The following is a 23,702-nucleotide window of genomic DNA, read 5'->3' as shown; positions in this document are numbered from 1 at the left end:
CCTGTTCGTCCTTCCTCCTACCTGGAGTCCGTCATGTCCACTGTCTCGCCCTGCCTGTTCCCTTCCTCTTCGTCCGGTCGACGCCTGCGGGTCACGCCACTGGCGGCACTGTGGCTGGCACTTGTCGGCGTCTCGCCTGTACTGGCACGTGACGCGTCAGCGCCGCTGGTGTTTACCCCGTACGCGTTCGAGACGCAGAAGCACGGCACCATCGACGCCGAGGCAGGCTATCTGGAGGTCCCGCGGCGGCATGCCGACCCCAACGGACCGCGCATGCGCCTGCGGGTGGTGCGCCTTCCGGCAACGGGTGGCGATGGCAATGCAGCGCCCGTGGTGTACCTGGCCGGCGGCCCGGGTGGCTCGGGCATCGGCACCGGGCGCGGTCCGCGCTGGCCGGTGTTCGATCAGGTCCGGCGCGAGACCGATGTGCTGCTGCTTGATCAGCGCGGGGCGGGCGAGTCCGAGCCGCCGCCGTCGTGCCCGCATGAGCACACGTTCGACGATGCACAGCCGCTGCAGCACGATGCGGCGCTCGCCGCGCTGCGTGACGTTGCCGCCCGCTGCGTGGCGTACTGGCGGGAGGCGGGCGTGGATCTGGCTGCCTACACCACCGCCGAGAGTGCCGGCGATCTGGAGGATCTGCGGCGCGCGTTGAAGGTGCCGAAGATCAGCCTGTGGGGCATGAGCTACGGCACGCATCTGGCGCTGGCCACGGTGCGCCTGCACGGCGCCGGTCTGGACCGCGTGGTGCTGATGGGGACGGAAGGCCCCGATGACACATTGAAGCTGCCGCTGTCGGCCGATGCGCTGCTGGCGGAGTTGAGCGTGCTGGCCAAAGGAGCGGGCTTCGATGATCTGACCGGCTCGGCCACGCGCGTGCTGGCCGCCCTGCGCGAGCAGCCGCGCCAGGGCCGCAGTGTCATGCACGGTGGCAAGCCGGTGATGATCGGCGCGTACGACGCGCAGTTGGCGATCAGTGCGTGTCTCGGGCGCCGCATGACTCAGCAATGGCTGCCGCTGATCCTGCGCGATGCCGAGAACGGCGACTACGATCTGCTGGCGGCGATGGTCCTGCTGCTGCGCAGTGAGTACGGCAGCTACGGCGCGATGTCGCTGGCGATGGATGTGGCCTCGGGCCAGACTGCGCAGCGCCGCGCACTGGCCGAGGTGCAGTCACGCGAGAGCCTGTTTGGCGATGCGCTGAACTTCCCGTTCCCGGCGCTCGGGGATGGGCTGGGGCTGGTCGATCTTGGCGATGCCTTCCGCGGGCCGCTACGCAGCGATGTGCCGGTGCTGTTCATCAGTGGCACGCTGGATGGGCGCACGCCGCCCGCCAATGCCGAGGCGCTGAGGCCGGGCTTCAGCGACAGCCGCACCCTGCTGGTGCGCGGGGCCAGCCACGACAATGAGCTGTGGCTCGGGAACCCTGCCATCGCCGCAGGCATCACGGACTTCCTGGGGGGGCGGCCGGTGGGTGATGCGGAGCTGGACGTGGGGGCGCCGGTGTTTGCGCGTAGCAAGAGCGATCTGGTGGATCCGCGCGGGCGCTGAGAGCGGTCCGTAACTGCGCCTGTGTGCAGGCGCTGTGGACCGACCGGGGTGTATGGTTTCGGCTGGCCACGGCGCTTGCGCCAACACAGGAGGACACGATGACCGATTCAACGGCGGCATCCGTGCACGGCACGCCCGACGATTACGGCGACACGCTGTACCGGGTCTACTTCGAAGTGGGCGAGTGGGAAGGGATCGCCCGCGATGCCATCACCGCACTCCTTGTCGAGCGTGCCAGCGACAATGCTGCCTTCGACTTTGATGCCTCACTGCTGCATTCCCGTCCGCACGGCTATGAAGTGGACCTGCCGATGCAGCTGATTCCCGAGGTGGTGCGGGCGCTGGCCGAGCGGAATGTCGCGGTGTACCAAGTGGTCAGGCTCGGCGGGGTATAGGGGCGCCGCTGGGGCGTCACGGGTCGTCGCCTCCATGCTTGCCTTGGCGCTATCCTTCCGCCAGCGCCAGCCGCACCGTGCGCGCTGGCCGGATCGATACTCTCAACCTGGACAAGGCAGCAATGGCAGATCCTTACAACAGCGGTGGCCGCGCAGGCCCGGCAACCCGGCTCGACGATTCGATGGTGACCACGGCGATGGAGCTGCCGGGCTTCCGCGTGGTGCGAAGCCTGGGGGTGGTGCGTGGCATCACCGTGCGTTCGCGTTCCATCGTGGGCAACTTCCTGGGCGGGCTGCAGACCATCTTCGGCGGCAACATCACCATCTACACGCAGCTGTGCGAGCAGGCGCGCGAAGAGACCTACCGGGACATGTCCAACCATGCGCGGCTGCTGGGCGCCAACGCGATCATCGCGATGCGCTATGACGCCACCGACGTGATGACCGGCCTGACCGAAGTACTGTGCTACGGCACGGCGGTGATCGTCGAGCCCACGCACCTCTAAGCATCGCGCGCGCGATACGCCCTGAGTATCGCAGCAAGCTGTCATCGGTATTGGCATCCGCGCTGCCCAGGGCGGATGCTGTCCGCATGACGATCAACGACACACTTTCTTTCGCCGGGCAGGTGGCCCTGGTCACCGGCGCCGCGGGTGGCCTCGGCTTCGCTTACAGCCGGTTGCTGGCGCAGCGCGGCGCACACGTGGTGATGCAGGACGTGGGCGCCACGCTGGACGGTACCGGCCGCGATCCGCAGCGGATCGATCACGCGGTTGCGCGTCTGCGTGCAGAGGGGCTTTCTGTCGAGGCCAGCCGCCATGACATTGTTACCCGCACTGCGGCTGCCGCACGGGTCGCTGACATTCTGCAGCGACATGGCGGCTTGGACGTGATCCTGCACAACGCCGGCTGGGTCGAGTATCAGCAGATCGATGCGGTGGATGAGGATCGTTTCGACCACATGATGGCGGTCGCGGCCAAGGCGCCGCTGTGGCTGGCGCAGGCCGCATGGCCGCCCATGCAGGCGCAGGGCCATGGCCGCATCGTGCTGACCACCTCCGACCGCGCGCTGTATCCGCAGTACGTGCAGCACGGGCTGGCGGCGTACGCGGCGGCGAAGTCGGCCGCGGTTGGGATCGTCAACGTGCTGGCCGCCGAGGGCGCGGCGCATGGCATCGTGGTCAATGCGGTATCACCGGTGGCCAAAACCCGCATGTGGGGTGTGGAAGGCGAGCCGGACGAACTGCATCCGGAGGCCGTGGCTCCGGGCGTCGTGTTCTTGGCCTCGCGCGCCTGTACCGAGGGCGGCTGGATCCTGCGTGCGAGCAACGGCCAGTTCCATGCCACGCGGCTGAGCGAGGCCGAGGGTGTGCACTATCCGCGCGATCTGCGGGCGGTGCCGGCAGGTAGTGTGGAAGAGGTCGCCGCGCAGTGGCCAGCCATCGCGAAGGCGGCTGTAGAGCCACGCTGATGCCCGCGCACGTCTCCGTCTACTTTCCTGGCGCTGCGCGATGTGCAGGCGGCCTGGTGTCAGCGAAGCCCCTCCGCCGCACAGCGGATGCTCAGCCATGCGCCGCCGCCCGGCGCGTCCCCGGCGCGGACCCGGAACCCGTGCAGGCCGGCGATGGCGGCCACGATCGACAGCCCCAGCCCGAACCCCTCGGTCGTCTCGCCGCCGCTGCCGCCGCGGAAGAAGCGCTGGTAGATCAGGCTGCGATCCTGCGGCGGGATGCCGGGGCCGTTGTCGATCACATCGATGCGCGGTGCGCCGTGGTCGTCCACCGCGCGCAGCACGATCCGGCCCCCCGCCGGGGTGAAGTGCAGCGCGTTGGAAAGCAGGTTGGCCAGCGCTTCGAACAGCAGTTCGCGGTCGCCCCACAGCGTGCCCACCTGCGGATCGATCTCCAGTAGCAGCTGCTGATCCTTCTCCTCGGCCAGAGGCAGGTAGAACTCGTGCAGTTCCTGCAGCAGTTCGGCGGCATCGAGTTCGACGAAGGCGGAGCGGCGCTGGTGGCTTTCCAGTTCGGAGATGCGCAGCAGCGCACCGAAGCGCGCCATCAGCCGGTCGGTTTCGGTCAGCGCCTTGTCCAGCTGCGCGGCACGCGGGTCATCTTCCTCCAGCCCGACGCGGGTGCGGTACAGATGCGCGCGCAGGCGTGTGAGCGGGGTGCGCAGATCATGCGCGATGCTGTCGCACACGCCCTTGACCTCGGTCATCAGCTGCTCGATGCGTTCGAGCATGGCATTGACGATGCTCGACAGACGGTCGATCTCATCCGGGCGGCCGGACACGGGCAGGCGCTGGCCGAGATCGCCGGCGATGATGCGGTTGGTGGCCGCCTCGATCTCCTGGATCCGCTTGAGCGGCCGCCGGCGCAGGATGTGCCAGCCGGCCAGGCCGGGAAGGACGGTCAACGAGACGCCCCACAGCAGCGCATCGAGGATGATGCTGTTGACCGCGGTCAGCTTGCCGCTCTGGCGCACGAACACCAGCAGGCGGCCATCCTGGGTTTCCACGCCGAGCGCGCGCCCGGGCGCCTTGATCGGCCCATTGCGCAGGGACCAGCCTTCCACTGCCTGCGCGTGCCCATCGATGCGCAGGCCATCGGGAATCGCCAGCAGGGGGCCGGACAGCGGCTGCCCGTTGCGGCTGAAGATGCCGTAGGCATACGCCCCGTGCAGGTCGTAGCGCAGGCTGTCGCGCAGCGCATCGTCCAGCGCCTGCCCCTCGAACTTCTCGAACAGGTGCGCGCGCTGCTGCAGGCCGGATTCGGCGAGGTCGTTGAGGTAGTCCGAGACGCGCCAGTACATCACCCCCAGCAGCACGCTGGACCAGGCCACGAACAGCACGCAGTACAGCCCAAGCAGCCGGCTGTTGGAGGAACGCCAGTGATCAGACATGGTCGTCCAGGACATAGCCGGTGCCACGCACGGTGCGGATCGGCTGGGACCGCCCGGGCTGGTCGATGCGCTTGCGCAGGCGGCCGATGTGGACGTCGATCAGGTTGGTGCCGGGATCGAAGTGGTAGCCCCATACCTCCTGGAACAACATGGTGCGGGTGACCACCTGGCCGACGTTGCGCACGAGAAATTCCAGCAGTTTGAACTCGGTCGGCAGCAGGGTGATCTCTTCGCCGGCGCGGCGGGCGGTGCGGGTCATCAGGTCCAGCTCCAGGTCTCCGGCGCGCAACTGGTTCTCCGCCACGGCAGGCTGCCCATGGCGACGGATCAACACCTCCACGCGGGCGGCCATTTCATCCGAGGCGAAGGGTTTGGTCAGGTAGTCGTCGCCGCCGGCGCGCAGGCCCCGGACCCGCTCATCCACATCGGACAGGGCGCTGATCATCAGCACCGGGGTGGTGATGCCCTGGCGCCGCAGGGCCGTGACCAGGGCCAGGCCATCCATGCCCGGCAGCATGCGGTCCAGGGTGATCACGGCATAGTCGCCGCGGCAGGCCATGGCCAGGCCGTCCTCGCCATTGCCCACCCGGTCCACCTCGAAGCCGTGGCTGCGCAGTTCCGTGGCGATTTCCTCGGCGGTGACGAGGTCGTCCTCGATGGTGAGTACGCGCGGCATGGGCCACTTTGACGATTGGGACCGGTGCATCGTCGCAACCCCCCGGAGGGACTGCAAATGAAAAATGTTTCATGCGGTTTTCGCCGGATCCTCCCCCCGCTTCTCCTATATTCGCCCCGAGCAGTGGCCCTGCCGACCGGTGCCGCGTGCCCCGTTCACGCCTGGAATACCGTCCCCCATGACCGATCCGCTCCCGTCCTCCCCGGCCCCCGGCCTGTTGTCCCCCCCTTGGCGCCTGCCGCTGCTGGGGCTGGCCGTGGCGTTGGTGATGGCCGGCTGCAGCAAAGAGGCGCCCAAGGCGCACGGTACGGCGCCGGAGGTGACGGTACTGACCCTGCAGACCCAATCGCTGGCGCTGGCCCAGGAGTTGCCCGGGCGCACGGTGGCCTCGCAGGAATCGGATGTGCGCCCGCAGGTCTCCGGGGTGCTTCAGGCGCGGTTGTTCGAGCAGGGCGAGATGGTGAAGGCCGGACAGCCGTTGTTCCAGATCGAACCGGCGCTGTACCAGGCCTCGGTGAACGAAGCGCAGGCCAACCTGCGCACGGCCGAGGCCACTGCGGTGGCGGCGCGGCTGCGTGCGCAGCGCATGCAGCAGCTCGGTGCCGGTCAGCTGGCGGCGCAGCAGGACGTGGATGATGCAGTGGCCACCCACCAGCAGGCCGAAGCGGCGGTGCAGGCGGCGCAGGCGGTGCGCGATACGGCGAGAACCAATCTGGGATTTGCGCGGGTGACCGCCCCGATCAGCGGGCGGATCGGCCGCGCGCTGTTCACCCCGGGCGCGCTGGTGACCAACGGCCAGGCCGAACCGCTGGCGCGCATCCAGCAGGTGGATCCGATGAACGTGGATATCACCCAGTCCAGCAACGAGTACCTGGCGCTGCGCCGTGCGATCGCTGAGGGCGGCGTGGAGGCGACCACCGCGCCGGTGCAGCTCAAACTGTCCGACGGCACCGATTACGCCGTGACCGGCACGCTGGAATTTGCCGACATCGATGTGGACCAGGAAACCGGCAGCATCACCCTGCGCGCGCAGTTCCCGAATCCTCAGGGCCAACTGTTGCCGGGCATGTACGTGCGCGCCCGGGTCGGGCAGGGCACACGCCAGCAGGCCCTGCTGGTGCCGCAGGCAGCGGTGGACCGCAGCCCGAAAGGCGAGGCGCTGGCATGGGTGGTGGGCGCGGACGGCCGCGTGCATCAACGGACCTTCACCACGGCGCGTGCGGTGGGCGACCAGTGGCTGGTACTCGACGGCCTGCGTGCCGGTGAGCAGGTCGTGCTCAGTGGCCGCCAGGGCCTGAGCGAGGGCGCCACGGTACGGATCAAGCCAGCGGGCGCCGCCGCACCGGCCACGGCGCCCACCGCCGCGCCGGCCGGCGAAGGCTGAGCCGCCGATGCTGCCGCGCTTCTTCATCCACCGCCCGGTGTTCGCCTGGGTCCTGGCGATCTGCATCATGGCGCTGGGCACCATCGCGGTGACCCAGCTGCCGGTGGAGCAGTACCCGGATATCGCGCCACCGCAGGTCAACATCACCGCCAACTACACGGGCGCCTCGGCGCAGACAGTGGAAGACAGCGTCACCCAGGTGATCGAGCAGCAGATCAAGGGCATCGACCACCTGCTGTATTTCTCCTCCACCAGTTCGTCTTCGGGCCAGGCGCGGATCACGGTCACTTTCGACCAGCGCGCCAACCCGGACATCGCCCAGGTGCAGGTGCAGAACAGCGTCAACCAGGCGATCAACCGGCTGCCGCAGGAAGTGCAGCAGCAGGGCGTGACCGTGGCCAAATCGCAGGGCGATTCGCTGATGGTGGTGTCGCTGTATGACACCCACCGGCGCATGGAGCGGGTGGACGTCTCCGATTTCCTGGTCAGCAATGTGCAGGACCCGATCAGCCGCATTCCCGGCGTGGGCGAAATCAACGTGTTCGGTTCGCCGTATGCGATGCGCATCTGGCTGGACCCGCACAAGCTGCGCGCGTTCGATCTGATGCCCTCGGATGTGCGTACCGCGATCCAGGCGCAGAACACCCAGGTCACTGCCGGTGAACTGGGGGCCCTGCCGACCGGGCCGGAACAGGCGCTCAACGCCACCGTTACTGCCCAGTCGCGACTGCAGACCGCCGAGCAGTTCCGCGCGATCATCCTGCGCACCCTGCCCAGCGGCGCGGCCGTGCACCTGAGCGACGTGGCACGGGTGGAGATCGGTGCGGAGAACTACCAGACCAGCAGCTTCCTCAACGGCTATCCCGCCGCCGGCTTCTCGGTGACGCTGGCCTCCGGCGCCAACGCGCTGGAGACCGCCGATGCGGTGCGCGCCGAGATCGAGCGGTTGCGCCCGAGCTTCCCGCCCGGGCTGGAAGTGGCCTACCCGCGCGACAGCACGCCGTTCGTGCGTGTCTCCATCGAGGGCGTCATCCACACCCTGATCGAGGCGATCGTGCTGGTCGTGGTGGTGATGTTCCTGTTCCTGCAGAACCTGCGCGCCACCTTGATCCCGGCGATCACCGTGCCGGTGGTCCTGCTGGGCACGTTCGGCGTGCTGGCGGTGGCCGGGTTCACCATCAACACGCTCACCCTGTTCGCGATGGTGCTGGCGATCGGCTTGTTGGTGGATGATGCGATCGTGGTGGTGGAGAACGTCGAACGCATCATCCATGAGGAACACCTGCCGCCGCGCGAGGCGACCGAGAAGTCGATGGGCGAGATCACCGGGGCGCTGGTCGGCATCACCGTGGTGCTCGGTGCGGTGTTCCTGCCGATGGCCTTGTTCGGCGGCTCCACCGGCATCATCTACCGGCAGTTCTCGATCACGATCGCCTCGGCGATGGCGCTGTCGGCACTGGTCGCGCTGACGTTGACCCCGGCGCTGTGCGCGACCCTGCTCAAGCCATCGAGCGCGCAGAAGCCACCGGGCCGTTTTTTCGCCTGGTTCAACCGCGGCGTGGAGCGCAGCCAGAACGGCTACCGCGGCAAGCTGGGCGGCATCGTGGCGCACCCGCGGCGCTGGATGGCCTTCTACGTGCTGCTGGTGGTGGGCATGGTGGTGTTGTACGCGCGCATGCCGACCGGCTTCCTGCCGGTGGAGGATCAGGGCCAGGTGACGTTCCAGTTCTCCACCCCGGAAGGCACGCCGATGGCGCGCACCGAGGCACTGGGTGAGCAGATCAGCCGCTATTTCATGGAGCACGAGAAGGACAGCCTGGACGTGGTGTTCGTGGTGGTCGGCCGCAACAACGCCGGCACCGGGCAGAACGCGGGGCAGGGGTTCATGGCGCTCAAGCCGTGGTCCGAACGCGATGCCAGGCACAGCGCCGGGGCGATCATCGCCCGCGCCAACGCCTACTTCCGCAACCTGCCCGATGCGAAGGTCAACGTGCTGGCGCCGCCGGCGGTGCGTGGGTTGGGGCAGTCCAGCGGGTTCGAGCTGTGGTTGCAGGACAACAGCGCTGCCGGCCGCCCGGCGCTGCAGGCCGCGCAGGAGAAGGTGGTGCAGGCCGCCAGCGATGACGACCGGCTCACCTCGGTGCGGTTGAACGGTCTTGGCGACAAGGCCGAGCTGCACCTGGTCATCGATCAGGCGCAGGCCAGCGCGCTGGGCCTGGCACAGGCCGACATCAATTCAACGCTGTCCTCGGCGTGGGGTGGCACCTACGTCAACGACTTCCTGGACCGCGGCCGGGTCAAGCGTGTGTACGTGCAGGGTGACCAGCCCTACCGCAGCGTGCCCGACGACATCGGCCAGTGGTATGTGCGCGGCAGCAACGGGCAGATGGCCTCGTTCGCCAGTTTCGCCAGCAGCCACTGGTCACGCGGGCCGCAGCTGCAGCAGCGCTTCAACGGCCTGCCGGCGATGCAGGTGCAGGGCAGTGCCGCCGAAGGGCGCAGCTCGGGCGAAGCGATGCAGACCATGCAGACGCTGGTGGCCGAGCAGCCCGGCTTTGCGCTGCAGTGGAGTGGACTGTCCTACCAGGAGCAGCTGTCCAGCAACCAGACGCTGTGGCTGTACGCGGCGTCCATCGCCTTCATCTTCCTGTGCCTGGCCGCGCTCTATGAGAGCTGGACGGTGCCGGTGGCGGTGATGCTGGTCATTCCGCTGGGCGTGATCGGCACGGTGATCGCCACCACCGCGGCGGGCTTCGTCAACGACATCTACTTCCAGGTGGGGCTGCTGACCACGATTGGTCTATCGGCCAAGAACGCGATCCTGATCGTGGAGTTCGCCGAGGCGGAGTACCGCGCGGGCAGCTCGGCGGTGGAGGCGGCACTGAAGGGCGCGCGCCTGCGCCTGCGGCCGATCGTGATGACCTCGCTGGCCTTCGTGGCTGGCGTGATCCCGCTGGCACTGGCGACCGGCGCTGGCGCGGTGAGCCGGCGCGAGATCGGGGTCAGCGTGATCGGCGGCATGCTCTCCGGCACGCTGCTGGCCATCCTGCTGGTGCCGCTGTTCTTCGTGCTGGTGCGGCGGCTGGGCAAGGCCCGGCCCGATCCGGTGGCAAAACACTGAACGGCGGCGTCCCCCGGACCCCCGATTTCATCTTGTTGACCCATTCCGTTCACGGTTTCGATGCCGCTGGGCCATTAGCGTAGAGCGTCCCCACACCGCTTGGAGACACGCCATGAATCCCCTGCAGACGGTCGCTCGGACCATGCGAAACGGGTTGGAAGAAGTGGCGGCCCTGCTGGTCGGCCAGCGCGCCGAGTCACTGCGCCAGGACGATACCGCCGCGCCCGGGGTGGGCATCCCGATGCCGCGCCGGATGCCGCTCAAACGCCCGCTGCTGCATGGGCGCAAGGGCATGGCCCCGTGGCAGAAGGTCGGCCCGGGCCGGCGCTAAGCGCGGTTGGCATCGGCGGGGTGGTTGACCCCGTCATTCACCGGCACCTCGCCGATATCGAAGGGATTGACCCCGTCCAGGCAGCCGACGTTGTAGCCATATTCATCCGGTGAAGAACGTCGCTGATGGTGCGTGTAGATGCCGCACACGCTGCAGAAGTGGTGGCGGGCGACGTGCGTGTTGAACTGATACAGCCGCAGTTCGTCATGGCCCTGCACGATCTCCAGATCCGCCAGCTTCACCGAGGCCACGATCGCGCCGCGGCGGCGGCACATGGAGCAGTCGCAACGCCGCGGCGAGACCACGCCGTCGGGCAGGTGCAGACGCAGGACGACGGCGCCGCAATGGCAGCGCAGCAGATGGTGGCGCTGGATCGGCACGCCGCCGATGGTGGTCAATCCCTGCATGAGGGGCGCTTCCCGGGTAGCCATTGGTGCCCAAGTATGCGATCGGGTGGGCAGGCGACGCCATGTGGTGCCGGGTCCGGGGTGAACGCCGGCTCGAAGCTGAACAGGCTCGACATGCAGCGCACACAGGGGTTATGGCTAACTAGCGCCCCGGATAGACGACGGATCGATGCGTGAAGAAGGCAGGACGATGGGGGCTGACGCTGCTGATGCTGCTGGCGGCGCTGTGGATCACCGGTTTGCTGGCCTACCAGCTGCCGGGTCCGGGCTGGGTGCGGTATGTGCTGGTCGGCCTGTGGGCGGTATTTGCCGTCACCGGGGCGATCGGGGTGGCGCGTGCGCGCGCCGGGCGCTGGCCAGGCGTGCTGTACGGCGTGGCACTGGTGCTCTCGGGCGTCTGGTGGCTGCTGCTCACCCCACGTCAGGATCGCGTCTGGGCCGATGATGTCGCCCAGCGCCTGAAGGTGGTCGAGGTCGATGGCCCGCGTGTGGTGCTCGACAACGTGCGTGATTTCACCTGGCGCAGCGAGACCGACTACGACGCGCGCTGGGTACGCCGCGAGTACAACCTGGATCAGCTGCGCTCGGCCGATCTGATCATGTCCTACTGGATGGGCCCGGCGATCGCGCACACGCTGATTTCCTTCGGTTTCGACGACGGTCGCTACCTGGTGTTCTCGCTGGAGATCCGCAAGGAGCGCGGCGAGTCGTTCTCCGCGCTGGGCGGGTTCTTCCGCAAGTTCGAGATGACCCTGGTCGCCTCGGAGGAAACCGACATCGTGCGCACCCGCACCAATGCGCGGGGCGAAGATGTCTATCTGTACCGCCTGCACGGCATGACCCAGGAGCAGCTCAAAGCGCTGTTCGTGTCCTACCTCGGCGAGGCCCGCAAGCTCGATGCCGCCCCGGCGTTCTACAACACGTTGACCAGCAACTGCACCACCATCGTGTACGAACTGGCCAAGCAGATCGCGCCTGGCCTGCCGATGGACTACCGGCTGCTGGCCTCGGGCTACTTCGCCGAATACGCGCGCGATCTGGGGGTGCTCACGCCGGGGGTACCGTTCGAGACGCTGAAGGCACGCGGGCGGATTACCGACCGTGCGCGGGCAAGCAGCGAGACCGATGATTTTTCACAGGTGATCCGCCGGGACGTCCCGGGGGCAGAGCAGGGAAGCGTTCCATGAGTTCCGCATTGAAGCTGTTGCCGCACCGCGCGTTGCCGATGCTGGCCGTGGTGCTTTCTCTGCTGCTGTCCAGTGGCTGTGCGATGGTCACCATGAAGCAGGTGGCCCCGACCGACTACCTCGCCAACAAGCGCGGCGACGTGCTGACCTCGGGCAAGCTCAGCGCCGCCTCGCAGGAAACGCTGAGCGTGATCGGCATAGACGTGGCGCAGTGCGAAAAGGACGTGGCCAGCTGCCAGAAGACGCTGGAAGAGACCGATGTCCTGCCCGAGGAACAGCGCCTTTCAGCGCAGGCCGAGCTGTGGGTGAAGACCGCGTTGGCGCTGACCCCCAAGCCCAAGGACCGCGAAAAGACGCCGATGTCCGACGCGGCCTTGGATGCGTGGCTGGAAGCGGCGCGGTATGCGTATGCCTACCTGTTCTTCAGCGGGCGCACGCCTTCGGACCGCGCCTTCGAAGATCGCCAGACGCAGGTGCGCGATTACTACAACTACGCCGCCGAGCAGACCGCCTCGGTGGTGTTCAAGCGCAGCCGCGAGAGCGCGCTGGAAGGCGAGGATTACAACGCTGCCGTGGCCGGGGAGCGCTGGACGCTGACCGCCGATTTCGATGAGCTGCGCATGCAGAGCATCCCGACCCGGATGGTGTCCGCCTCGGCGGTGAGTTTTGCCGGGCTGCGCAGCACCTATCGCCGCGATGGCTTCGGTGCCGAGCTGGTGGTGATCATGGACCCACCCAAGCTGGTCGCACCGGCCGACGGCGGGAAGGCGGAGATTCCGCAGTACAGCGAGATGTCGGCGATCAACGCTACCGCCCTGCTGCGCTTCAAGGGCGACAATCTGCAGCAGGTGCTCGATACCACCCAGGTGCTGTTCGATGTGTACTCGCCCGAGTCCACCGAGAGCGTGGACCTGCACGGTGAGAAGGTACCGCTGGCCGGCAATTTCACCGCGGCCTACGGCTTGTGGCTGGCCCAGTCGGGCTTTGCCACGCAGTCGCTGCGCACGCTGTTCGGCCTGAGCGAAGGCATCGGCGCGCCGCACATGTACCTGATGCAGCCGTGGGACCCCAACCGCCGCATCATCTTCATGCTGCACGGCCTGGGCAGCAGCCCGGAAGCCTGGGTCAACGTGGCCAACGAGATCATGGGCGATCCCGAGCTGCGCCGGCATTTCCAGGTCTGGCAGGTGTACTACCCGACCAACGCCCCGATCGCGCTGAACCGCTACGAGATCAACCAGGCCTTCAACAATACGCTCAAGCACTTCGACCCGACCGGCAGCACGCCGGCGGCCAAGGACATGGTATTCATCGGGCACAGCATGGGCGGCGTGCTTGCACGCCTGCTGGTGACCTCCTCCGGCGATGTGCTGTGGAACGATCTGCTGGCCAACTACGATCTCAAGGGCGAGCGCCTGAAGCGCGTCGAAGCCAAGCTCGGCCCGCTGCTGCACTTCACCGCCGAGCCGAACGTGGAGCGGGTGATTTTCATCGCCGCGCCGCACAAAGGCACGGACATCGCGGGCAACCGGCTGGGGCGCCTGATCGGCCGGCTGGTGCGGTTGCCGATCACCATCCTGGGCAAGTTCGAGGATGTGTTCCTGACCCTGCAGGAATCCGAATCGGCCAACAGCACCACCAAGCTGCAGATTCCCAACAGCATCGACAACCTCAAGGCCAGCGATCCGTTCGTGAAGGCCGCTGGTGCGCTGCCGATCACACCGGGGCTGAAGTACCACTCGATCATCGCCCAGCGCAAACCGGAGGTGCCGTTGCTGCAGTCCGATGATGGCCTGGTGCCGTACTGGAGCGCGCATCTGGAGGGGGCGGTATCGGAGAAGGTGATCATCTCCGGGCACAGCGTGCAGGAGACCCCGCAGGCCGTGCTGGAGATCCGCCGCATCCTGCGTGAGGATCTGAAAGAGGTCGGCGACACGCATCCGTGAGGATGCGCGCGCCACGCCACCGCGCTCAGATCCGCCGCGCCACCGCCACGCTGAGCATCGCCAGCACCAGCATGATCGCAAAGGTCAGCAGGTAGCCCAGGGCTTCCCGGCCCTCCAGGAACAGCGCGAACAACGAGCCGGACACGGCCAGCGTGGTCGCCACGCCCAGGGCCTCGCTGAGCTGCAGGGCGGAGGTGTTCGCGCCTTGGTGTGCCGGCGCTGACAGCGACAACGTGAGCACCGAAAGGCTGGGATAGATCAGCCCCATGCCCAGCCCCGTCAGCACCCAGCCCACCATCGCCGACCACAGCGGCATGCCCGGCTGGATCGCCAGCGACGTGGCCACGATGCCCACGCACATCAACAGCGCACCGGACTGCAGCAACTGCCGGCGTGACCAGCCGCGCTGCTGGTGGCCCTGCAGCCATGAGCCGGCAAACCAACCCAACGCACCCAGGCTCAGTGCCACGCCTGCCAACAGCGGGGTCAAGCCGCGTTCGCGCTGCAGCAGCAAGGGCAGGAAGGCTTCGCAACCGAAGAACGCGGAAGCGGCGATCCCACGCAGCGCGATCACGCTGGGCAGGCCGCGGCGCAGGGTCAACGTGCCGGTAGGCAGGAGCTTCCAACTGCACAGTGCCAGCACGGCCAGGGCCGGTACCAGCAGCGCTGGCGCGAGCCATCCCTTCTGCTGGCCGCCGATATACAGCGTGAGCGCGCCGAGGGAGGCACCCACGGCCCAGGGCACGACGTTGCGGCCGGTGCTGCCCGCGGCCACCACGCCGACCTGGCGCAGGGCGGGGCGCAGCAGCAACGCCGCCGGGATCGCCAGCAGCGGCACGATCAGAAACACCCAGCGCCAGCCCAGGTGCTGCACGATCAGGCCGCTGATGCTGGGGCCGATCAGCGAAGGCACCACCCAACCGGCGGAGAATGCGGCGAACACGCGCGGCCGCATCGGCTCGGGGAACGAGCGCCCGACCAGCACGTACAGCGCCACGGAAATCGCGCCGGCCCCCAGCCCCTGCATCAGGCGCCCAAGCACCAGCACCGGCATTTGCTGGGCGAAGCCGGCCACCAGCAGGCCGGCGATGAAGCACGCCAGGCCCATCCACAGCGGCCGCGCCGGGCCCTGCTGGTCGCTCCAGCGCCCGGACAGCGTCATCCCGATCACGCTGGTGGCCAAGGTGCCGCCGAACGCGAGCGCGTACAGGCGCAGCCCGTCCAGGTCATGGGCCACGGTGGGCATCGCTGCGGCCACGGCCAACGCCTCGAAGCCATGCAGCGAGACCAGCGCAACCATGCCGATCGTGGTCGCCCGGTAGGCCGGCGACAGGATCGAGGGGATCGGCGTGTTCTCCACCGGAGCGGTGGCGGGCGGAGAGGAAACGTCAGCGGACATGCGGGTTCCAGACATCGGGAAGAGGGCCGGGCTTGCAGTGCACCCCCAGCGGCGCGCAGGATGCCACCTGAACCATGGTTGAGGTCAAGCAGTGATCGCGCAGGAACTGAGTGTAGGCGAGGTCGCCAAACGGAGCGGGGTGGCCGTATCGGCGTTGCATTTCTATGAGCGCAAGGGTCTGATCCGCAGCCTGCGCACCGCCGGCAACCAGCGCCGCTTCGCCCGCGACGTGCTGCGCCGGCTGGCGGTGATCCGCGTCGCCCAACGGGTCGGGATGCCGCTGGAGGCGGTCGCGACCGCATTTGCGGCGCTGCCGGAGAACAAGACGCCGACCAAGGCCGAGTGGGCGAAGATGTCGGCACTGTGGCGCAGCGAACTGGACCAGCGCATCGAGCAGTTGCTGCTGCTGCGTGACCAGCTCACCGACTGCATCGGCTGCGGGTGCCTGTCGTTGAAGCGCTGCCGCCTGACCAACCCCGGTGATGCGCTCGGCGATCAGGGCGACGGCCCGCGCCGCTGGGAGTAGTGCCGGCCACTGGCCGGCGTCGGCCTCACCAGACAGTGAATACCTGTCCGCTCTGGATCCCTTCCACGCTGCGCTGGTAGGCCAGCGACGCGCGCTGCGCGGTCACCGGTTCAAAGCCCGGGAAGTACGCGCCGTAGTCATCCATCGATTCGGCCAGCACGTTCGGGCTCACGGCATTGATGCGCAGCCCCCGCGGCAGCAACTCGCAGGCGGCGGCGCGCACGAAACCTTCCAGCGCGGCGTTGGCCGCCGTGGCGTTGGCGCCATCGCGGATCGGCTGGGCGCTGATGATGCCGCTGGTCAGGGTGATCGAGCCGCCGGTGTTCAGGTGATGCTGGGCAGCCAGGCTCAGCCGCACCTGGCCGAGCAGCTTGTCCTGCAGGCCGAGGTTGAAGTCGGCCGGCCGCATCTGGGCCAGCGGACCGAAGTGGACCCGGCCGGTGGTCGCGATCACGGCATCGACCTTGCCTACCTTCGCGAACAGCGCCTGCACGCTCGCATCGTCGGTGAGATCGACCTGCGCATCGCCGCCATGACGGCCGGCGCGGATAACCTCATGGTGGGCGCCAAGCGTGCTGGCGACCGCCTGGCCAAGGGTTCCGCTGGCACCGACAAGCAGGATCTTCATGTGCATGTCTCCCGTAAACGTAGGGGTAGCGCCACGCCCTGCGTGGCTGCTTCTCGTTCCCGCATCGCGGGCCAGCCACCCATGGGGGTGGCTACCCGGTCAGGGGGCGGCCAAGGTAGCGCCACGCCATGCGTGGCTGCGCCTGGTCGTCAATCATTCGCCGCCGACAATGCCTGCCCGCGCGTCGTCGCCGCGTCGATCGCGCGCGCGACCATGGCTTCAAAGCCGTCGGCCTGGAAGCTCTCGATCGCCGCCTGCGTGGTGCCGTTCGGCGAGGTCACGCGGCGACGCAGTTCGGCCGGGGCTTCACCGGATTCATCGAGCATGCGCGAGGCACCGAGCAGCGTCTGTACCACCAGCGTGCGGGCCGCTTCGGCCGGCAGACCTTGAGCGATGCCGGCCGCTTCCATCGCTTCGGCCAACAGGAACACATAGGCCGGGCCACTGCCGGAGACGGCGGTGACGGCATCCATGCGCGCTTCGTCATCGATCCACACGGTGCGCCCGGCGCTGGCCAGCACGGTGTCGGCCTGCGCGCGCTGCGCGTCGCTCACCGCGGCGGTGGCGAACAGGCCGGTGACGCCGGCCCCGAGCAAGGCCGGCGTGTTGGGCATCGCGCGGACCACCGCCATGCCACCGCCCAGCCACCGGTCCAGCTGGCCGCTGGTGATACCGGCGGCGATGGAGACCACCAGCGGCTGTTTGCCTTGGGCGATATCGGTCAGCGAGGCGCAGACATCGCGCAGCACCTGCGGCTTCACCGCCAGCACCCAGACCGTGCCCTGCGCGGCGGCTTCGGTCGCGCTGGCGTAGGTCTTGATGCCGAACTCGGCGGTCAGCTGCTCACGCAGTTCGGTCACCGGCTCGGCGACGTGGATGCTGGCCGGGGCCACGCCCTGGCGGACCAGGCCGGCGACCAGGCTGCGGGCCATGTTGCCGCCGCCGATGAAGGTGATGGGGGACGTGCTCATGAACTCTCCTTTGGAACGGGCGGGGCGCTCAGGCCGGTCGCGGGCGGGCGCCGAACAGCGCGGTGCCGATGCGGACCATGCTGGCGCCATGGGCGATGGCGTCAGGGTAATCGCTGCTCATGCCCATCGACAGCGTATCCACCTGCGGATGCGCTGCGGCCAGTGTGGCGAACAACGCGGCCATGCGGGTGAAGGCGGCCTGGCGCCGTTCGGCCTCCGGCCAGGGCGCCGGGATCGCCATCAGCCCGCGCAGTCGCAGCTGCGGCGCCGCAGCGATGGCGGCGGCGAGGGTATCGATGTCTTCCGGCGCGCAGCCGTGTTTGCTGTCCTCGTCATCGATGTTGACCTGGATCAGCACGTTCAGCGGCGGCTGGTCGGGTGGGCGGTGCGCAGCCAGCGCGGTGACCAGCTTGGGCCGGTCCACGCTCTGCACCCAGTCGAAATGGCGGGCGGCCAGCTCGGCCTTGTTGGACTGCAGGTGACCGATCAGGTGCCATTCCAGGCCCAGCGCCGCCAAGGCCTCGATCTTGGCCAGCGCTTCCTGCACATAGTTCTCCCCGAAGGCGCGCTGTCCCTGCGCCGCCAGGGCCTGCACGGCCTCGGCCGGCTGCGTCTTGGAGACCGCCAGCAGGACCGGATCTGGCCGCCCGGCGGCCACCGCCGCGTTGTGCAGGTTCGTCAGGATGGCGGGCAGGGGCTGGGTGGTCACGGCGGGTCCGGTGGATCAGGGGCTGGAGCGTATTGTGCACATCTCGCTCTATACTGCCGCCCGGGGAAAGAACCTTCCAGTCGCAGCAGTCATGGGGAGTAGCAGCGCATGGATATCGCCGAGCTGTTGGCGTTTTCTGTAAAGAACAAAGCGTCGGATCTTCATCTGTCGGCCGGCCTGCCGCCGATGATCCGCGTTGACGGCGATGTCCGCCGCATCAATATTCCGGCCTTGGACCACAAGCAGGTCCACGCGCTGGTGTACGACATCATGTCGGACAAGCAGCGTCGCGATTACGAAGAATTCCTCGAGGTCGATTTCTCGTTCGAGATTCCCTCGCTGGCGCGCTTCCGAGTCAACGCCTTCAACCAGAACCGTGGCGCGGGTGCGGTGTTCCGTACCATTCCGTCGGAAGTGCTCACGCTGGAAGACCTGGCCTGCCCGCCGATCTTCCGCGAGCTGATCGATCAGCCGCAGGGCCTGATCCTGGTCACCGGGCCGACCGGTTCGGGCAAGTCGACCACGCTGGCGGCGATGATCGATCACATCAACAAGAACGAATACGGCCACATCCTCACCGTCGAGGATCCGATCGAATTCGTGCACACCTCGCAGAAGTGCCTGATCAACCAGCGCGAAGTGCATCGCGATACGCACGGCTTCAACGAAGCGCTGCGTTCGGCCCTGCGTGAGGATCCGGACATCATCCTGGTCGGCGAACTCCGCGATCTGGAAACGATCCGTCTGGCGCTGACCGCCGCGGAAACCGGCCACCTGGTGTTCGGCACGCTGCACACCAGCTCGGCCGCCAAGACCATCGACCGCATCATCGACGTGTTCCCCGCCGGCGAAAAGCCGATGGTGCGCTCGATGCTGTCCGAGTCGCTGCGCGCGGTGATCTCGCAGGCGCTGCTGAAGAAGGTGGGGGGTGGGCGTACGGCCGCTTGGGAAATCATGGTGGGCACCCCGGCCATCCGCAACCTGATCCGCGAAGACAAGGTCGCGCAGATGTACTCGGCGATCCAGACCGGCCAGCAGATGGGCATGATGACCCTGGACCAGCACCTGCAGGATCTGGTCAAGCGCAGCCTGATCACCCGCAACCAGGCGCGCGAGTACGCCAAGGACAAGCGGATTTTCGAATAGTGGTAGTGCCGGCCGCTGGCCGGCTCCTGAAAACCTTCGGAGTACACCGCGATGAGCACCACCACCATCGACTTCACCTCGTTCCTCAAGCTGATGGCGCACCAGAAGGCGTCGGACCTGTTCATCACCGCAGGCATGCCGCCGGCGATCAAGGTCAACGGCAAGATCTCGCCCATCACCCAGATCCCGTTGACGCCGCAGCAGAGCCGCGACCTGGTGCTGAACGTGATGACGCCGGCGCAGCGCGAAGAGTTCGAGAAGACCCACGAATGCAACTTCGCCATCGGCCTGTCCGGTGTCGGCCGCTTCCGCGTGAGCTGCTTCTACCAGCGCAACCAGGTCGGCATGGTGTTGCGCCGGATCGAGACGCGCATTCCGACCGTGGAAGAGCTCAACCTGCCGCCGATCATCAAGACGCTGGCGATGACCAAGCGCGGCATCATCCTGTTCGTCGGCGCCACCGGTACCGGTAAATCGACCTCGCTGGCGGCGATGATCGGCTACCGCAACCACAACTCGACCGGGCACATCATCACCATCGAAGACCCGATCGAATTCGTCCACAAGCACGAGGGCTGCATCATCACCCAGCGCGAAGTGGGCATCGATACCGATAGCTGGGAAGCGGCGCTGAAGAACACCCTGCGCCAGGCGCCGGACGTGATCATGATCGGCGAGGTACGCACCCGCGAGGGCATGGACCACGCCATCGCCTTCGCCGAAACCGGCCACCTGGTGCTGTGCACGCTGCACGCCAACAACGCCAACCAGGCGATGGACCGCATCATCAACTTCTTCCCGGAAGACCGCCGCAACCAGCTGCTGATGGATCTGTCGCTGAACCTCAAGGGCGTGGTCGCCCAGCAGCTGATTCCCTCGCCGGATGGCAAATCGCGCAAGGTTGCGATGGAGATCATGCTGGGTACGCCGCTGGTGCAGGATTACATCCGTGATGGTGAAATCCACAAGCTCAAGGAAGTGATGAAGGACTCGGTCCAGCTGGGCATGAAGACCTTCGATCAAAGTCTGTTCGAGCTCTACCAGGCCGGTGAGATCAGTTACGAAGACGCGCTGCGTTATGCCGATTCGCAGAACGAAGTGCGCCTGCGCATCAAGCTCTCGCAGGGTGGCGATGCACGCACGCTGTCGCAGGGGCTGGATGGGGTGGAGATTTCGGAAGTCCGCTGAGATGGCATCGAACGCACGCTGGGGCGGGATGCTGTTGGCAGCGAGCATGCTGTGTGCGGCTCCCGCCGCTCAGGCGGTGGGTCTCCCCGGCTGTACCGATCCGGATGCACCGGAGTGGTATCTGGGGGACGTCGACTCGCTTGACCCTTCGGACGAGGCGGGGATGGTGGACTCGGTTGCCTGGGCTTACGCCGGCGCGCTGCGAGGCATCAAGGAGCCATCGTTCCGTTGTGGCACGCCGCCTGCGGAGGCGTATCGGTTCATCTGGGAGCCGCCGTTTTCGCCGGGTATTGCGGTGCGGGCGCAGCGTGATGCAGCCGGACATATGTGGATGACTTCACGGAGCATTCCTGAACTGTCAGCGCCGGGGTACACGAAGAAAGCGGCGTGGCCATGTGCGGCCGACCGGGAGCTGACCGCAACGGAGTGGGCGTCGATGGTGGATGCCTTTGATGGCCTGCAGCCTGACGTCCCGGCCCGGTTCGGTCTGGATGGGGAGGGCTGGTACTTCGAATCATTGCGCCAGGGCCGGCAGCACTGGGTGTACCGCTGGCAGCCGAAGGCGCTCTCGTTGCGCCAGGCGGGCCGCGCGATGTTGAGGTTGGCGGGGTGTGATGCGCCCCCTGTACGGGATTGAGGACACGCTTCAGTGGCGCATCTGGAAAAGACGCTGGGGCTCTGCGATAGTCGCGCCGTACCGGCCAACCGGGACGCAGGGGGCGCCGGCACCTCGCCGGTATCAACGTATCAGGTGATGGGCATATGGACATGCACGACCCGTATCGGGCGCCGGCGACCGCGCCAATGGCTTCTCCCGTACTGCCAGAGGCGACCTTCGCCGCCACTGACCTCGCAACGTACTACTCGCCACCCGCGTTGAAGATCGCCGCATTGTCGCTGACCACGCTGGGTATCTATCCGGTGTACTGGTTCTGGCGAAACTGGCGGGCGATCAAGCATGAAACCGGTGGGGACCAATGGCCGTGGGCGCGCGCCCTTTTCTCGCCGCTCTGGGCGTTTCTGTGCTTCGCCAATCTTCGCGATGCCACAAGCAATCACCGCCGTCCGCTGGCGTTCGCACCGGGCCTGCTGGCAGTCGCCTACTTTCTGCTGAATTTCTCCAGCCGCCTTCCCAACGGCTTGTGGCTGTTCGCATTGTTCAGCTTCGTTCCGCTGCTGCCGGTCAACAGCCTGCTGCGTCGCTACCATCACGACGAGGGCATGGACATGCGTGTGTACGACCGCTTTGGGGTGTGGCACATCCTGGTGGTGATCTTTGGTGGATTCTTCCTGCTGCTCGCGTTGATCGGTACGCTGCGCGGCGGTGGCGCTTCCTGAGGGCTGGATAATGGTGGCAGTGCGCAACTACGTCCTGATCGACTACGAGAACGTGCAGCCGAAAACCCTGGCGGCGTTGGAGGGGCCTGACTTTCATGTGCTGGTGTTCGTCGGTGTGGCACAGGCGAAGATCAGTATCGATGTCGCTGCCGCACTTCAGGCGCTGGGAACGGGTACACGCTACATCCGCTGCAATGGCGGTGGCTCCAATGCGTTGGATTTCCACATTGCGTTCTATATCGGTGAGCTGGCGGCTGCGGCGCCTCACTGCAGTTTTCATATCATCTCCAGAGATACGGGCTTCGATCCGCTGGTCAAGCATCTGCGCGCGCGAGGGCTGAGAGTCTCCCGCGCAGCGTCCATCGAAGACCTGTCATTGGCGGGCGATGTGCATACCCCCAGTGGCGACATGCCGTGTGCGCAGTCCGCATCGGTGTCGGCTACACATCCAGCAGTACTTCCTATGCTGGCGAAGCAAGCGCCGGCCGTGAGTGCTTCCCAAACCACGCCCACGCCGAAGCCAAAGCCAGCTTCCGGTGAGTCTGCCAAGCGTATCGAGCGCATTGTTGTGCTCTTGGGGAAACAGGGAGCGGCAAGACCCAGAACGTCGAAGACACTGGAAAACGCCATCAGTGCGATGTTCCAGAACACCCTGAAGGCGGGCGAGCGCACGGCCTTGATCCAGCAACTGCAGCAGCGCAAATGGGTATCGATCAAGGACAAAAAGGTCACCTACGCGCTGCCAGGCTGATGCACTGCCTGCGGTCTTCTTCGATTGATGAGCCACGCTCATCACCGACAGCACTTCGCACTATCCAATCTCCATAGCCGGCAGGGCTATCGTGGCTGTCCCCCATGACGCCGGTCCCACCGGCAGGAGCACCCCCATGCAGACACGTGAACTGGGCCGCAGCGGCCTGCGGGTTTCCGCCCTCGGGTTGGGCTGCATGGGGTTGAGCTATGGCTATGGTCCGGCGACCGACCGCAGCGAGGCGATCGCGCTGCTGCGCGCCGCGGTCGAGCAGGGCGTGACCTTCTTCGATACCGCCGAAGCCTATGGGCCGTTCCTCAACGAGGAACTGCTCGGCGAGGCGCTGGCCCCGTTCCGCGACCAACTCGTGATCGCCACCAAGTTCGGCTTCAAGGATGGCCATGCCGATGCGGGCCTGGACAGTCGCCCCGAGCGTATCCGCGCGGTGGCCGAGGCCAGCCTGTCGCGCCTGAAGACCGACCGCATCGATCTGTTCTATCAGCACCGGGTGGATCCGAACGTGCCGATCGAGGACGTGGCCGGCACGGTCAAGGACCTGATCGGCGAGGGCAAGGTGAAGCACTTCGGCTTGTCCGAAGCCGGTGTCGATGCCATTCGCCGTGCGCACGCCGTGCAGCCGGTGACGGCGCTGCAGAGCGAGTACTCCCTGTGGTGGCGAGAGCCGGAACAGGCGGTGCTGCCGGTGCTGGAAGAGCTGGGGATCGGCTTCGTGCCGTTCAGCCCGCTCGGCAAGGGCTTCCTGACCGGTGCGATCAGCGTGGATACGCAGTTCGCGGCCGATGACTTCCGCAACAGCGTGCCGCGGTTTGCAGCCGAAGCGCGCCAGGCCAATCAGGCGCTGGTGGATCGTATCAGCGCGATTGCCGCCGACAAGGGGGCAACGCCGGCGCAGGTCGCATTGGCCTGGCTGCTGGCGCGCAAGCCGTGGATCGTGCCGATTCCCGGCACGACCAAGCTGCACCGCCTGACGGAGAACCTGGGCGCGGTGGCAGTGGTATTGAGCGATGCGGACCTGCAGCAGATCGCTGCGGCGCTGAACAGCGTCGCCATCGTTGGGGATCGCTACAACGCCGAGCGGCAGAAGCTGGTCGCGCGTTGAGCGAGGCGGGGGGGGGGGGGGGACGCT

The 23,702-nt window shown here is 67.1% G+C and carries 23 protein-coding genes; 16 read left to right on the top strand and 7 right to left on the bottom strand.

Features of this window, described 5'->3' with window-relative positions:
• Positions 1–33 precede the first annotated feature (33 nt).
• The 4 genes from ACE026_RS07745 (at position 34) to ACE026_RS07730 (ending at position 3,417) form a co-directional block, all read left to right on the top strand.
• Entirely contained in the window at positions 34–1,551 is a 1,518-nt protein-coding gene (locus tag ACE026_RS07745) for an alpha/beta hydrolase (RefSeq protein ID WP_486038597.1), read from the top strand.
• A 98-nt stretch (positions 1,552–1,649) separates the two neighbouring features.
• Positions 1,650–1,946, top strand: a complete 297-nt coding sequence (locus tag ACE026_RS07740) for a hypothetical protein (protein ID WP_486038596.1) — start codon at positions 1,650–1,652, stop codon at positions 1,944–1,946.
• Between the two features lie 122 nt (positions 1,947–2,068).
• Positions 2,069–2,452 carry a YbjQ family protein gene (locus tag ACE026_RS07735; protein WP_088432854.1) on the top strand — a complete coding sequence of 128 codons (384 nt, stop codon included), beginning with the start codon at positions 2,069–2,071 and terminating at the stop codon, positions 2,450–2,452.
• Between the two features lie 86 nt (positions 2,453–2,538).
• A complete protein-coding gene (locus tag ACE026_RS07730; RefSeq protein ID WP_486038595.1) occupies positions 2,539–3,417 on the top strand; it encodes an SDR family NAD(P)-dependent oxidoreductase in 879 nt (292 codons plus the stop codon).
• Between the two features lie 59 nt (positions 3,418–3,476).
• On the opposite strand, the gene ACE026_RS07725 is transcribed toward ACE026_RS07730, so the two are convergent.
• Both ACE026_RS07725 and ACE026_RS07720 read right to left on the bottom strand, forming a co-directional pair.
• A complete protein-coding gene (locus ACE026_RS07725; RefSeq protein ID WP_486038594.1) occupies positions 3,477–4,847 on the bottom strand; it encodes a sensor histidine kinase in 1,371 nt (456 codons plus the stop codon).
• Positions 4,840–5,523 (bottom strand): response regulator transcription factor, encoded by a 684-nt coding sequence (locus ACE026_RS07720; protein WP_486038593.1) that lies wholly within the window; start codon positions 5,521–5,523, stop codon positions 4,840–4,842. The genes ACE026_RS07725 and ACE026_RS07720 overlap by 8 nt, the downstream gene beginning before the upstream one ends.
• 178 nt (positions 5,524–5,701) lie before the next feature.
• On the opposite strand from ACE026_RS07720, the gene ACE026_RS07715 reads away from it, so the two are divergent.
• From ACE026_RS07715 to ACE026_RS07705, 3 genes are all read left to right on the top strand, one after another.
• The gene (locus ACE026_RS07715) at positions 5,702–6,907 is read left to right on the top strand and encodes an efflux RND transporter periplasmic adaptor subunit (RefSeq protein WP_486038592.1); all 1,206 of its coding nucleotides are present in this window, start codon (positions 5,702–5,704) and stop codon (positions 6,905–6,907) included.
• A 7-nt stretch (positions 6,908–6,914) separates the two neighbouring features.
• Complete coding sequence (locus tag ACE026_RS07710; protein ID WP_486038591.1) at positions 6,915–10,028, top strand: efflux RND transporter permease subunit; 3,114 nt, start codon at positions 6,915–6,917, stop codon at positions 10,026–10,028.
• A gap of 112 nt (positions 10,029–10,140) precedes the next feature.
• Positions 10,141–10,359 (top strand): hypothetical protein, encoded by a 219-nt coding sequence (locus ACE026_RS07705; RefSeq protein WP_265309492.1) that lies wholly within the window; start codon positions 10,141–10,143, stop codon positions 10,357–10,359.
• Here ACE026_RS07705 and ACE026_RS07700 read toward each other — a convergent pair.
• Positions 10,356–10,766 carry a GFA family protein gene (locus ACE026_RS07700; RefSeq protein WP_486038590.1) on the bottom strand — a complete coding sequence of 137 codons (411 nt, stop codon included), beginning with the start codon at positions 10,764–10,766 and terminating at the stop codon, positions 10,356–10,358. The two genes, ACE026_RS07705 and ACE026_RS07700, sit on opposite strands and share 4 nt — an antisense overlap.
• A gap of 209 nt (positions 10,767–10,975) precedes the next feature.
• Between ACE026_RS07700 and ACE026_RS07695 the strand changes: the two genes are divergently transcribed.
• Positions 10,976–11,953, top strand: coding sequence for an Lnb N-terminal periplasmic domain-containing protein (locus ACE026_RS07695; protein ID WP_486038669.1), 978 nt, complete (start codon positions 10,976–10,978; stop codon positions 11,951–11,953).
• Complete coding sequence (locus ACE026_RS07690; protein ID WP_486038589.1) at positions 11,950–13,899, top strand: esterase/lipase family protein; 1,950 nt, start codon at positions 11,950–11,952, stop codon at positions 13,897–13,899. The genes ACE026_RS07695 and ACE026_RS07690 overlap by 4 nt, the downstream gene beginning before the upstream one ends.
• Before the next feature lie 25 nt (positions 13,900–13,924).
• On the opposite strand, the gene ACE026_RS07685 is transcribed toward ACE026_RS07690, so the two are convergent.
• On the bottom strand, positions 13,925–15,298 hold the full coding sequence (locus ACE026_RS07685) for an MFS transporter (RefSeq protein ID WP_486038588.1): 1,374 nt from the start codon (positions 15,296–15,298) through the stop codon (positions 13,925–13,927).
• Positions 15,299–15,389: 91 nt separating this feature from the next.
• Between ACE026_RS07685 and soxR the strand changes: the two genes are divergently transcribed.
• Positions 15,390–15,824 carry a redox-sensitive transcriptional activator SoxR gene (soxR, locus tag ACE026_RS07680; RefSeq protein WP_183073810.1) on the top strand — a complete coding sequence of 145 codons (435 nt, stop codon included), beginning with the start codon at positions 15,390–15,392 and terminating at the stop codon, positions 15,822–15,824.
• A 25-nt stretch (positions 15,825–15,849) separates the two neighbouring features.
• Here the strand turns inward: soxR and ACE026_RS07675 are convergent, their stop codons facing one another.
• The 3 genes from ACE026_RS07675 to ACE026_RS07665 form a co-directional block, all read right to left on the bottom strand.
• Positions 15,850–16,452 (bottom strand): short chain dehydrogenase, encoded by a 603-nt coding sequence (locus tag ACE026_RS07675; RefSeq protein WP_313212132.1) that lies wholly within the window; start codon positions 16,450–16,452, stop codon positions 15,850–15,852.
• A 149-nt stretch (positions 16,453–16,601) separates the two neighbouring features.
• Entirely contained in the window at positions 16,602–17,423 is an 822-nt protein-coding gene (proC, locus tag ACE026_RS07670; protein WP_486038587.1) for a pyrroline-5-carboxylate reductase, read from the bottom strand.
• 28 nt (positions 17,424–17,451) lie between these two features.
• On the bottom strand, positions 17,452–18,132 hold the full coding sequence (locus tag ACE026_RS07665; RefSeq protein ID WP_486038586.1) for a YggS family pyridoxal phosphate-dependent enzyme: 681 nt from the start codon (positions 18,130–18,132) through the stop codon (positions 17,452–17,454).
• Between the two features lie 108 nt (positions 18,133–18,240).
• Here ACE026_RS07665 and ACE026_RS07660 point away from each other — a divergent pair, with 108 nt between their 5' ends.
• The 6 genes from ACE026_RS07660 (at position 18,241) to ACE026_RS07635 (ending at position 23,675) form a co-directional block, all read left to right on the top strand.
• Positions 18,241–19,278, top strand: a complete 1,038-nt coding sequence (locus ACE026_RS07660; RefSeq protein ID WP_019185385.1) for a type IV pilus twitching motility protein PilT — start codon at positions 18,241–18,243, stop codon at positions 19,276–19,278.
• 51 nt (positions 19,279–19,329) lie between these two features.
• Positions 19,330–20,466, top strand: coding sequence for a PilT/PilU family type 4a pilus ATPase (locus tag ACE026_RS07655; protein WP_486038585.1), 1,137 nt, complete (start codon positions 19,330–19,332; stop codon positions 20,464–20,466).
• 1 nt (position 20,467) lies between these two features.
• Positions 20,468–21,103, top strand: coding sequence for a hypothetical protein (locus tag ACE026_RS07650; RefSeq protein WP_486038584.1), 636 nt, complete (start codon positions 20,468–20,470; stop codon positions 21,101–21,103).
• Between the two features lie 239 nt (positions 21,104–21,342).
• Positions 21,343–21,804: a hypothetical protein gene (locus tag ACE026_RS07645; protein WP_486038583.1), complete on the top strand. Its 462-nt coding sequence runs from the start codon at positions 21,343–21,345 to the stop codon at positions 21,802–21,804.
• A gap of 19 nt (positions 21,805–21,823) precedes the next feature.
• On the top strand, positions 21,824–22,555 hold the full coding sequence (locus ACE026_RS07640) for a PIN domain-containing protein (protein ID WP_486038582.1): 732 nt from the start codon (positions 21,824–21,826) through the stop codon (positions 22,553–22,555).
• A 136-nt stretch (positions 22,556–22,691) separates the two neighbouring features.
• A complete protein-coding gene (locus tag ACE026_RS07635; RefSeq protein WP_486038581.1) occupies positions 22,692–23,675 on the top strand; it encodes an aldo/keto reductase in 984 nt (327 codons plus the stop codon).
• Positions 23,676–23,702: the final 27 nt, after the last annotated feature.

It is taken from the genome of Stenotrophomonas sp. AGC87 (assembly GCF_057333975.1).
The sequence above is the reverse complement of the archived record's forward strand: the minus strand, read 5'-3'. Positions and strand labels throughout refer to the sequence as shown.